Here is an 11,103-nt window from a genome sequence, read left to right on the forward strand (position 1 = left end):
CATTGACTCTCCCGTCAGGTATTACCACTATGGTAACGATGCGATGAGTATAAACAGGCTCCCGATAAGAGAACTGCCCACAGAAATGACAGAAAACAGCCAGAATATGACAATACGCGCCCCCCTGGTGGTGACGCTAGCCTACGACGGGCTCTGTACCTTTGAATTTGGCGTGGCGGTAGAGGTGTTTGGCCTGCCCCGGCCTGAAATGGGTGAAAGCTGGTATCGCTTTGCCGTTGCTGCCGTCGATGAAGGTGCCCTGCGCGCTACCGGCGGCGTTCGCGTGATGGCCGATGGCGATCTGAGCCTGCTTGAAGAAGCCGATACCATTATCGTCCCTGGCTGGCGCGGTGTGGATAGCCCGGTGCCGGAAGCGTTGAGCCTGGCGCTAAAGCAGGCGCATCGGCGCGGATGCCGGGTGTTATCTATCTGTTCCGGCGTGTTTGTCCTGGCGGCGGCTGGCCTGCTTGATGGTCAACGTGCCACGACCCACTGGCGTTATACCACGCTACTCCAGCAACGCTACCCGGCAATTAACGTTGTGGATGACGTACTTTATATCGCCGAGGGGAACGTACTGACTTCTGCCGGCAGCGCCGCTGGCATCGATCTCTGCTTACACGTTGTCAGGCTTGATTTTGGGCTGGAGGCCGCCAACCGGGTTGCTCGACGACTGGTCATCCAGCCACACCGCGACGGCGCGCAAAAGCAACAAATTACCCGGCCCGTCGCCCGCTCCCGCGAAAGTCAGCGCTTAGGGATGTTATTTGATTTTCTCCACCAGCACCTGGCGGAGAGCCATAGCGTGCGTTCGCTGGCTGACAAAGTCGGTATGAGCGAACGCACATTCCTGCGCCGTTTCCAGGACGCAACCGGGAAAACCCCAGCCCGCTGGCTGCTTGACGAGCGTTTGTTGCAGGCTCAACACCATTTGACTACCGGCAGAGACAGCGTAGAAAAGGTCGCGGAAATCACCGGATTTGGTAATGCCAAAAATCTCCGTCTGCGCTTTCAGCAACATTTTGCAATCAGCCCGCTGGCCTATCGAAAAAGATTTACCGCAACAAATAATTAATTCACAAATGAGGGCGTTAGTCTAAGTTTAAGAGAGTACGCTAATAGATGTTGCTAGTGAAATCGTTAAAGAGGAGGTCGTCATGCTGGATAATATGCAAGTGTTTCTGGTTGCCGTGGGACTCATTCTGCTTTCCGGTTTTCTCACAGCCTATTTAAGCGGAAAATGGAATGACTAACCGACATCAGGCACTGGTTTAATAGATAAAAAAAACCGCCAGAATGACTGGCGGTATAAATGCTTGCATGGATAGATTTTTACTTCTCCGGTTACCCGCTCTCCTTGATTAGGAAACCGTTGCTGTAAAATAATCCTACCACTGCGTTATTCAACTAAAGCTAAACGGCGAGTGCATTGTTTAAGCCATAATTTTTCCACGCCTTTTTACTCTGACAGCCGGCCTGACGGCCAGCCCACAATCTGCCGGAACGTGATTCCTGTAGGTCCTGATGCTCAGGACGGGTGGACCAGATGGACTCGCGACGCGTTTTACGCTGGGATTTTTTCATTCGTGCCTCCGGGCAGATTGTCGATATTAAATCCATTAACTCAACGATTTACGCAGCAATATTAGCAAGTTGAATGGCGAGTTTCTTCAACAACTGCACGTATTTGTAAAGAGCCTGTGAGCCAGCGCACTTAACCCCCTTAAACAATAATACCCTACCGAAAATGTCAGGTTGCGAAACGACTACGGTGCCGTAAAATCTCATCGACTATCCTCCCTGAACGGGAGGATAGTCAGAATACTCTATCTTATTGTGATACTTAACCCGCCAGCCCTGTGTGCGGGTTCTTTTTATATTTTTCAGCATGGCCCTACGCGTAAAAAATGACGACAGGCATGCCCTTAACACCTGGTTTAGTCACTCAAGCCACGGTTTTTAAGCATCGGCGAAATTAACGGATCGTGCCCACGCCAGTCGCGGTACAATTTTTCTAAATCGCTACTATTACCCCGGGATAAAATCGCATCGCGGAATCGCTGCCCGTTTTCACGATTTAAACCACCGCGTTCAACAAACCACTGGTAACCGTCGTCAGCCAGCATTTGTGTCCACAAATAGGCGTAATATCCGGCAGCATAACCGCCGCCAAAAATATGTGAGAAGTAGCTGCTGCGATAACGCGGCGGTACAGCGATGAGATCGATATTTTCGCGATGGAGCGTCTCGGCCTCAAACTCATCCACATTCTTCGGCAAGGCACTGGCGGATAAACTATGCCAGTTCATATCCAATAACGCGGCGCTGAGCAGTTCAGTCATATCGTAACCTTTATTAAAGCTCGACGCGCGGAACAGACTTTCACGCAGCGCATCCGGCATCGGCTCACCGCTTTCATGATGACGCGCATAGTGGGCGAATACGTCGGGATGACTGGCCCAATGTTCATTAATCTGCGATGGGAACTCGACAAAATCGCGTGGCGTATTTGTACCAGATAACGTCGCATAGCGCTGTTTCGCAAATAATCCGTGTAGCGCATGGCCAAACTCATGGAACAGCGTGATCACGTCATCCCAGGATATTAGTGCGCTTTTGCCGGCGGCAGGTTTCGGGTAGTTGCATACGTTATAGATAACCGGACGGGTACCCAACAGGGTGGATTGCGGCACAAAATTGTCCATCCATGCCCCGCCGCTCTTGCTATCGCGCGCAAAGAAATCGCCGTAGAACAGCGCCATGCCTTCACCATCAGCATCAAATATTTCCCACACGCGTACATCAGGGTGATAAACCGGCAGGTCAAAACGCTCAACAAAGCGGATACCAAACAGCTGACTGGCCGACCAGAACACGCCGTCAACCAGTACGCGCTCCAGCGCGAACCAGGGTTTAATCTGTGCTTCGTCGATCGCATATTTTTCACGACGAACCTGTTCGGAATAATAAAGCCAGTCCCAGGCCTGGGCAGTGAACGATGATGAGCAGTTGTCGATCAGCGCCTGGATATCCGCCAGCTCGCGTTCCGCTCTGGCCCGTGCCGCAGGCGTAATTTCACGCATAAAATCAAACGCAGCTTTTGGCGTTTTCGCCATCTGGTCGGCCATGCTCCAGCTCGCGTAATCGGCATACCCCAGGAGTTCGGCCTGTCTGGCGCGGATTGCCACCAGTTTGAGAATACGCTCACGCGTATCGTTGGCATCTCCGCGCTGGTTACGTTGCCATGCCGCTTTAAACAATTTTTCCCGGGTTTCACGTGAACGCAATGAGGCCAATGCAGGCTGCTGTGTCGTGTTGACAAGCGGTATCAGCCAACTGCCCGCCAGACCGCGCTCCGCAGCAGCGGTTGCGGCCGACGCGACTTCATCATCACTCAGACCAGCCAGGTCGGCCTCATTATCAACAACCAGCCCGCCATTTTTTGCCGCTCCCAGCAGGCACTGATGAAACTGGCTGCTTAACGTCGCCGCTTCGGTATTCAACGTTTTCAGTTCGGTCTTTTCTTGTGAGCCAAGCATCGCCCCGGCAAGAATAAAGCGATGATAAATCACCTCGATGAGTCGACAGGACTCGCTGTCCAGGTCCAGCGTTTCTCGCTTTTCCCAGACCGTCTGAACCCGCTTGAATAGCGCGTCATTAAGATAAATATCGTTTGCCAGCCCGGCAAGCTCTGCCGAGAACGCCTCATCAAGGCGCTGAATCTCATCATTACTATTTGATGCGGCCATCGCAAAGAAAACAGCCGTCACGCGCGAAAGCATTTCACCGCTTTTTTCCAGCGCAATAAAGGTGTTTTCGAAAGTCGCCTCGGCAGGATTGCAGGCAATGTCGGCGATGTCCTGGCGTTTGCGTTTTAGCGCTTCGTCAAAGGCCGGACGATAATGCTCGTCTTTAATCACATCAAACGGCGGCGCCTGATAAGGTAAAGTGCTGCTGGCGAAAAAGGGATTCATAGCCGACATGTCATGCTCCTGAAGAAAACGGTTAACTCTGGCAGAATAAACAAATTGAGGCCGCGCTGCTCGATTATATCTTCAGAAGGCAAAAGGATTGGGCACTGAGAGCCTCCATCGCAATTGCGCGTTTGTTCCACAAGCGCAGCCTCCCTCAAATGTAGGTTAGATAACAGCGAGATTTCATATCCCATTAAAAAATCTAAAACTGTTTTTCTATTTATTCCAAAACATCAATCCGCCAGGATAGTTATGCACTTTTCGTTCTGCTATCGTAATGCAACACTTAAGCGTTGAAGGAACAGAGAAATGATCGTACTGGTAACCGGAGCAACGGCAGGTTTTGGCGAAAGCATCACTCGCCGTTTTATTGCCAACGGGCACAAAGTTATTGCCACTGGCCGTCGTAACGAACGTTTGAAAGCGCTGAAAGATGAGTTAGGCGACAGCATCCTGACCGTACAGCTGGACGTGCGCAACCGCGCAGCTATTGAAGAAACGATCGCCAACCTGCCAGCCGAATGGCGCGAAATTGATATCCTGGTCAACAACGCCGGGCTGGCGCTGGGTCTGGAACCCGCGCATCGCGCCAGCGTGGAAGATTGGGAAGATATGATCGATACCAACAACAAAGGGCTGGTGTACATGACCCGCGCCGTGCTGCCGGGTATGGTAGAACGCAATCGTGGCCACATTATCAATATCGGTTCAACCGCGGGCAGTTGGCCCTATGCGGGTGGCAACGTCTACGGCGCAACGAAAGCTTTCGTACGTCAGTTTAGCCTGAACCTGCGTACCGACCTGCACGGTACGGCCGTTCGCGTAACGGATATTGAGCCGGGTCTGGTCGGCGGCACCGAGTTCTCCAACGTTCGTTTCAAGGGTGACGACGCAAAAGCAGGTAAAACCTACGAAAATGCCAACGCGCTGACGCCAGAAGATGTTACCGAAGCCGTATGGTGGGTCGCGACGCTGCCGAAACACGTCAACATCAATACCGTTGAGATGATGCCGGTCAGCCAGACCTACGCAGGACTTAGCGTTCATCGCGGAAGTTAACATTTTATCCCAGCCCGACCCTCGGTCGGGTCTGGGCGCGGCGGCAAAAAAAGCGTAAAATAACAGCTTAATCAGCTGATAAGAACGACTCAATGGCCGCCGAAACACAACTGAACCCAACACAGCCCGTCAATCAACAGATTTATCGCATTCTGCGTCGCGATATCGTTCACTGTCTTATTCCGCCGGGCACGCCGCTTTCGGAAAAGGAAGTCTCTCTTCGCTTTGACGTTTCCCGCCAGCCGGTACGTGAGGCCTTTATTAAACTGGCCGAAAACGGACTTATCCAGATTCGCCCTCAGCGCGGCAGTTACGTCAATAAGATCTCCCTTTCGCAGGTTCGCAACGGCTGTTTTGTACGTCAGGCCATCGAATGCGCGGTAGCACGCCGAGCGGCAACAATGATCACCGATGCCCAGATCTATCAGCTAGAACAAAATTTGCATCAGCAGCGTATTGCGATTGATCGCCAACAGCTAAACGACTTCTTCCTGTTGGATGATGAATTTCACCAGCTGCTGTCAAATATTGCGGATTGCCAGCTTGCGTGGGATACCATCGAGAATATTAAAGCGGCAATTGACCGGGTGCGTTATATGAGCCTCGATCATGTCTCCTCACCGGAAATGCTGCTGCAACAGCATCATGAAATATTCAATGCGCTTGAAAAACGTGATGCCGATACGGTAGAAAAAGCGATGACTGCGCATCTGCAGGAAATCAGTGAATCCGTATTGCTCATTCGCCAGGAAAACCGCGATTGGTTTAGCGAAGATTAAGAAGAAGGGCCTTCAAATTGAAGGCCCTTTTTTTATCGGATAACCATCGTCGGAATGTTGGCGTAACGTAGAATAGATTCCGCGTTCGACCCCAGCAGATGGGTTGTGATCCCGCGCTGACGGGAACCAATCACAATCACGTCGTACTCACCCGTCTTACTTAACGCGAGTACCTCATCGCGAATATTACCAAAGCGCACTTCAGTGTGTATGCGCTCTGCGGGCATATCAAATAGCCGCCGCAGATTCTTCATTTTGTTTGCCGATTCTGACTGCATAAATTCTTCGAATTTTTTAATATCCGAAGCAAAACCGCGCAAAATAGAACGATTGCTGTTTGGTAGTACGTTCAGCAGCGTAATTTCGCCAGACTCCCCCGCCAGATATACCGCATGACGAATAGCCTTATCACTTAAATCCATTTCAAAAATATCTACAGGCATGAGAATTTTTTTATACATAGCCCGAGCTCCTTATTCCAGAGGATCCATTTTTTGTTTCGCAATAACCATGCCATATTTATGCCTATTGATATAGCATTAATTCACAAAACTGATAGTTTCAGCGTGAAAATAATCGTCCATTATTTCAACTGACTTGAATTAACTTAAAGAAGTGTCATGCGGGGAAGAAAAGTGAGATGCCGCCATTGCTGGCGGCATAATAGACTCATTACAGCGCGGCAAACTCAGCAACGGTCGCTTTCGCGCCTTTACTCAGCAGTGACAGGTAAGCATTGGTCACCTGATCAACAAACTGGCCTTGTAGCGGCAGATCTTTACCGAAGATCGCTTCGATAGCCAGCAGCGCTTTCACGCGAGACTCGCCCTCTTCGCTCTGCTGTACCGCAGCCTGAATCACCGGCAGCAGCGGGTCGCACACTTCGATGGCATTGCCCTGCTCATCTACGCCGCCGACATAGCGCATCCAGCCCGCGACGCCCAGCGCCAGCAGCTTGAAGCTGCTGTTATCCGCCAGGTGCCAGCGCACGGAATCCAGCATACGCTGAGGCAGTTTCTGACTGCCGTCCATCGCGATCTGCCAGGTACGGTGGCGCAGCGCCGGGTTGGTATAGCGTTCAATCAGCAGGTCGGCATAACGCGCCAGGTCAACGTTCTGTACTTTCAGCGTCGGCGCCTGCTCTTTCAGCATCAGGTCGTGCGCAGCACGACGGTAGTTGTCGTCGCCCATGCAGTCGTTAATGTGCTGATAGCCCGCCAGGTAGCCCAGATAAGCCAGGAAAGAGTGGCTGCCGTTCAGCATGCGCAGTTTCATTTCTTCGAACGGAATAACGTCGCTCACCAGTTCGGCGCCTGCTTTTTCCCACGCCGGACGGCCTGCGACGAAGTTATCTTCAATAACCCACTGACGGAACGGTTCGCACGCCACGCCAGCCGGATCGCGAACACCGGTCAGTTGCTCAATTTTGTCCAGTGTTTCTGGAGTCACGGCCGGAACAATACGGTCAACCATGGTGGACGGGAACGTCACATGTGCTTCGATCCAATCGGCCAGCTCGGCGTCGACGGCGCGCGCATAGGCGCAAACGACGTTACGCATGACGTGACCGTTTTCCGGCATGTTGTCACAGGACATCACGCTGAATGCCGGCAGCCCCGCCGCTTTACGACGCGCCAGCGCCTCCACCACCACGCCCGGCGCAGATTTCGGCTGATGCGGGTTTTGCAGGTCGGCCACGATGAAAGGATGATCGAGCATCAGTTGTCCGGTTGCCGGAGAGTGGCAATAGCCTTTTTCGGTGATAGTCAAAGAGACAATCGCCACCTGCGGCTCGCACATTTTTGCCAGCACGGTTTCCAGACCATCGACCTGCGCATGCAGCGCTTCTTTGACAACGCCTACCACGCGGGCAGTCCATGCATCCGCGGACATCTCCGCCACGGTGTATAAATTGTCCTGATGATTCAGGTCGGCAATCTGCTGCTCACCGCCGATCAGGTTAACTTCGGTATAACCCCAATCGCTGCCGTGTTCTGAGGCGAGGATATCGGCGTATACAGCCTGATGGGCGCGGTGGAATGCACCAAAGCCCAGGTGCACAATACGTGGCACCAGTTTGCTGCGATCGTAGGTCGGGAGAGTTGCCTTAGCGGTTAATAGCGTATTCTGCATCTTTTTGACTCACTGTAGAGAATGTTGATTGCCATACTAGATTAACGAGTTCATCTGAGGAGATTTTGATTTGCATTAATATATTGGCGATTGGTATGACATGATTTTTAAGTTGTGTGACAGCATAAGCAAAGTCGGCGCTCTTACCTATGCTGTCACGGCTGGACGTTAGTTCACCTGTGCCGGTCGGCTCAGTTTTTTGTCGACTTGCTGCGGTTCATTCCACAGATCGTCATAAGAGTACCCGGTCAGATCTTCGACAATATGACGCGTCTCCGGCGTGACATCTTGTTTCGCCCCCTTCGCTTTCAGGCGCTCAACTTCATCAACAAAGATTTTGTGCGTGCGTTTGTTGAGACGGAAAGTCACCGCCTGCCACAATGCAATCAGCAGCAGACCTGCGGTACCAATGAACAGCAGCATCGCAATGGTATTCACCGCGCTCTCAGGCTGAACCTGGCTACCCTTCACAAAGCCCCCTTCCTGCAGCATCACGCCCACAATAAAGGTTGCGATCGCCACCGTCGTTTTACGGGAGAAGGTCATCACTGCGGCAAACAGGCCTTCGCGACGCTGACGAGTGATCATCTCATCAATATCCGGGATAAACGGGAATACGTTCCACGGCGTAAATTCCAGTACGCAACGTCCGACCTGGTACAATGCGGCCAGCACCACCAGAATGGTGACTTTATTGTCGGTTGGGAACTGGTAAACCATGAACAGTCCCACCAGGCACAGCATCATCAGCGTATAGGCGAAAACGTACAGACGAGATGGGCCAAACTTGATGATGGCCACCCCCGCCAGCAGCGTGACCGGCAAACCGACGATACTCATCGACAACAGCGTGCCGGACAGTGATGGCGAGACATTCAGACAGTACACGCAGAAGAAGACAAACACCGTGTTATAGACATCTTTCGCCGTAAAAGAGAACAGATAGATAGCCAGATGTTTTCTGAAGGCGCGTACTTTTAAGGTTGAAAAATACTCTTTAAACAGACCGCCAACGGCGCTAATTTTTTCAGCAAAAGAGCGTGATCGACGATCGCGTTCCAGCTCCGCCAACATCTCTGGCGTCAGCTCGCGCTCCCAGGTTACTTTCCAGGAAATAAACACGCAGACCATGAACAACACGGCAAAAACGACGCCATTGATAAAGTAGGCGTGCGGATCGTGTTCGCCAAAATAACTGATTAATAAACCCGGAATAAAGGTCGCCAGGAAGGTGCCTGAGGCCGAAAGGAACATACGGCAGGTTGATAGCTTGGTACGGGAGTTAAAATCCTTGGTCATTTCTGACGGCAGCGTTTCCCATGGGATCAGCACAACCGCCGCAATGATTTCGAACGCCAGGTATACCGCCAGATAGAACCAGAAGTTCATTCCGGTTACCCATAGCAGGATATACACCAGCATCAGCGGCGCACCGACCAGCAGGAAGAAACGACGGCGTCCAAAACGCTTGCCCAGCGGGTTTTTATAGAAGTGATCGGTAAAGCTGCCCATAAACAGACTCACCACAGCATCAACAATACGGGCAATGGCGACGATGGACGCTGCCTCAACCGGCGATAAGCCGACGAACGTCGTGTAAAAGAATAAGAGCCAGGCGCCAATAACGGTAAACGCACCGCCTCCCATAATATCTGTTAAGCCATAGCCAATACTGACAGGGATTGTTATTTTTCTATTAGTACGAGACATGTTCTACCCTCATGTAAGGAAGGACGTTAAAATCTGAAATAATTAACTGCGTTATCGTGACAAATGTTTTTAACCATCCGCGTTAAGATCCTCTTATTATCAGGAACTTCACCACGGTCAACCCAACCACCAATTAAGTTACACAGAATACGACGGAAATAATCGTGACGAGGATAAGATACCAGGCTACGTGAATCCGTCAGCATGCCGACAAAATGCATTAATAACCCCTGATCTGCGAGACTATTAAGCTGATTCTCCATGCCACGCCGCGTATCGTTAAACCACCAGCCAGAGCCAAATTGCATGGGCGATTTCACGCCGTCTTCGCCAGACTGAAAATTAGCGATAGTTGTCGCCACAATATCGTTATAGCTGGCGTTCAGATTATAAAGAATGGTCTTGGGTAGGCCATTATTTTGCGCCATCGCATTGAGCAGGCGATTTAATCCGGCGGCAAGATTGCTCTGGTCGGTAATAGAATCAAAACCGGTATTAATCCCCAGCTTCTCGCGCATGATGCTGTTGTTATTACGGATAGCGCCAAAATGAATTTGCATGGCCCAGTCGCGTTTTTTGTACTCCTGCCCCAACATCACGAACATCGCGCTATTAAGCTGCGCGGTTTCCTCTTCATTCAACCCCATACCGTTGCGTTTCTGAATAAACAACGCATTCACACGTGCTGCATCAGCGGGCTGATACTCGACGCTAACAGGCCCATGGTCTGAGATTCGGCAACCCACTTCATGGAACACCTCAATACGCTGAGCCATCGCCGTGGTGAAATCGCTGAAGCTGCCAATATCACACGCTGTCACCTGCGCCAGTTTGTCGATAAAGAGGGCGAATTCGCTGGCGTCCTCGGCAAAAATATCGTCCGGTCGGAAAGTTGGCAGCACTTTGGTGGTAAAGCTCGGGTCCTGCTGCAACAACCGATGATATTCCAGCGAATCCAGCGGCGCATCGGTGGTGCAAATAACTTCGACATTAGAGCGCGTAATTAAGCTACGGGGTTTAAACTCCTCGCTTGAAATCATGCTATTACAATGCCGCATAATATCCTGCCAGTTATCGCTACCCAGCATTTCATTACAGGAAAAGTATTGACTCAGTTCTAAATGCGTCCAGTGATACAGTGGATTGCCAAAAGCAGCTTCAACTGTTTCCGCATACGCTTTAAATTTTTCCTCCGCCGAAGCATCACCGGTAATATATTTCTCGGCAATACCATTTGCCCGCATTGCACGCCATTTATAATGATCGCCAGCTAGCCACAGTTGAGTGATATTATCAAAGTTTTTATTTTCGTAGATTTCTTTTGCATCAAGGTGACAGTGATAGTCGATGATCGGTAATTGTGCAGCTACATCTTTATATAACCGAACACCGACTTCACTATCGATCATAAAACGATCGTTAATGAAGNCCATGTTATTTCTCTTGTT

Annotated in this window: 10 protein-coding genes; 4 read left to right on the forward strand and 6 right to left on the reverse strand. The window is 51.1% G+C overall.

The window, feature by feature from the left end; all coding sequences use genetic code 11:
• Positions 1–85: 85 nt before the first annotated feature.
• On the forward strand, positions 86–1,075 hold the full coding sequence (gene ftrA, locus NNN71_RS11160) for a transcriptional regulator FtrA (protein WP_271458504.1): 990 nt from the start codon (positions 86–88) through the stop codon (positions 1,073–1,075).
• A 94-nt stretch (positions 1,076–1,169) separates the two neighbouring features.
• Positions 1,170–1,253: a protein MgtS gene (gene mgtS, locus NNN71_RS11165; RefSeq protein WP_442910513.1), complete on the forward strand. Its 84-nt coding sequence runs from the start codon at positions 1,170–1,172 to the stop codon at positions 1,251–1,253.
• A 160-nt stretch (positions 1,254–1,413) separates the two neighbouring features.
• Here mgtS and NNN71_RS11170 read toward each other — a convergent pair whose 3' ends face one another.
• Both NNN71_RS11170 and dcp read right to left on the reverse strand, forming a co-directional pair.
• Positions 1,414–1,584, reverse strand: a complete 171-nt coding sequence (locus tag NNN71_RS11170) for a hypothetical protein (RefSeq protein WP_163446409.1) — start codon at positions 1,582–1,584, stop codon at positions 1,414–1,416.
• Between the two features lie 353 nt (positions 1,585–1,937).
• Positions 1,938–3,983 carry a peptidyl-dipeptidase Dcp gene (dcp, locus tag NNN71_RS11175; RefSeq protein WP_271458505.1) on the reverse strand — a complete coding sequence of 682 codons (2,046 nt, stop codon included), beginning with the start codon at positions 3,981–3,983 and terminating at the stop codon, positions 1,938–1,940.
• A 300-nt stretch (positions 3,984–4,283) separates the two neighbouring features.
• On the opposite strand from dcp, the gene ydfG reads away from it, so the two are divergent.
• Positions 4,284–5,033 carry a bifunctional NADP-dependent 3-hydroxy acid dehydrogenase/3-hydroxypropionate dehydrogenase YdfG gene (gene ydfG, locus NNN71_RS11180; RefSeq protein WP_163446411.1) on the forward strand — a complete coding sequence of 250 codons (750 nt, stop codon included), beginning with the start codon at positions 4,284–4,286 and terminating at the stop codon, positions 5,031–5,033.
• A 92-nt stretch (positions 5,034–5,125) separates the two neighbouring features.
• A complete protein-coding gene (locus NNN71_RS11185; RefSeq protein ID WP_271458506.1) occupies positions 5,126–5,812 on the forward strand; it encodes a GntR family transcriptional regulator in 687 nt (228 codons plus the stop codon).
• 32 nt (positions 5,813–5,844) lie between these two features.
• Here NNN71_RS11185 and NNN71_RS11190 read toward each other — a convergent pair whose 3' ends face one another.
• The 4 genes from NNN71_RS11190 to uxaC form a co-directional block, all read right to left on the reverse strand.
• Positions 5,845–6,273 carry a universal stress protein gene (locus tag NNN71_RS11190; RefSeq protein ID WP_271458507.1) on the reverse strand — a complete coding sequence of 143 codons (429 nt, stop codon included), beginning with the start codon at positions 6,271–6,273 and terminating at the stop codon, positions 5,845–5,847.
• A 211-nt stretch (positions 6,274–6,484) separates the two neighbouring features.
• Positions 6,485–7,945 (reverse strand): mannitol dehydrogenase family protein, encoded by a 1,461-nt coding sequence (locus NNN71_RS11195; protein WP_163446414.1) that lies wholly within the window; start codon positions 7,943–7,945, stop codon positions 6,485–6,487.
• Between the two features lie 168 nt (positions 7,946–8,113).
• Positions 8,114–9,655 carry an MFS transporter gene (locus tag NNN71_RS11200; RefSeq protein WP_271458508.1) on the reverse strand — a complete coding sequence of 514 codons (1,542 nt, stop codon included), beginning with the start codon at positions 9,653–9,655 and terminating at the stop codon, positions 8,114–8,116.
• A 26-nt stretch (positions 9,656–9,681) separates the two neighbouring features.
• Entirely contained in the window at positions 9,682–11,088 is a 1,407-nt protein-coding gene (uxaC, locus tag NNN71_RS11205) for a glucuronate isomerase (protein WP_271458510.1), read from the reverse strand.
• Between the last annotated feature and the right edge of the window lie 15 nt (positions 11,089–11,103).

The sequence above is a fragment of the Kluyvera sp. Awk 3 genome, assembly GCF_028069715.1.
GTDB lineage: Bacteria > Pseudomonadota > Gammaproteobacteria > Enterobacterales > Enterobacteriaceae > Kluyvera > Kluyvera georgiana_A.

What these genes read in the sequence shown, in the direction of transcription:
- NNN71_RS11185 (WP_271458506.1), top strand. Translation starts at nt 5,126, where the DNA reads ATGGCCGCCGAAACACAACTGAACCCAACACAGCCCGTCAATCAACAG.
- NNN71_RS11190 (WP_271458507.1), bottom strand. Translation starts at nt 6,273, where the DNA reads ATGTATAAAAAAATTCTCATGCCTGTAGATATTTTTGAAATGGATTTA.
- NNN71_RS11200 (WP_271458508.1), bottom strand. Translation starts at nt 9,655, where the DNA reads ATGTCTCGTACTAATAGAAAAATAACAATCCCTGTCAGTATTGGCTAT.
- ydfG (WP_163446411.1), top strand. Translation starts at nt 4,284, where the DNA reads ATGATCGTACTGGTAACCGGAGCAACGGCAGGTTTTGGCGAAAGCATC.
- ftrA (WP_271458504.1), top strand. Translation starts at nt 86, where the DNA reads ATGACAGAAAACAGCCAGAATATGACAATACGCGCCCCCCTGGTGGTG.
- mgtS (WP_442910513.1), top strand. Translation starts at nt 1,170, where the DNA reads ATGCAAGTGTTTCTGGTTGCCGTGGGACTCATTCTGCTTTCCGGTTTT.
- NNN71_RS11195 (WP_163446414.1), bottom strand. Translation starts at nt 7,945, where the DNA reads ATGCAGAATACGCTATTAACCGCTAAGGCAACTCTCCCGACCTACGAT.
- NNN71_RS11170 (WP_163446409.1), bottom strand. Translation starts at nt 1,584, where the DNA reads ATGAAAAAATCCCAGCGTAAAACGCGTCGCGAGTCCATCTGGTCCACC.
- dcp (WP_271458505.1), bottom strand. Translation starts at nt 3,983, where the DNA reads ATGTCGGCTATGAATCCCTTTTTCGCCAGCAGCACTTTACCTTATCAG.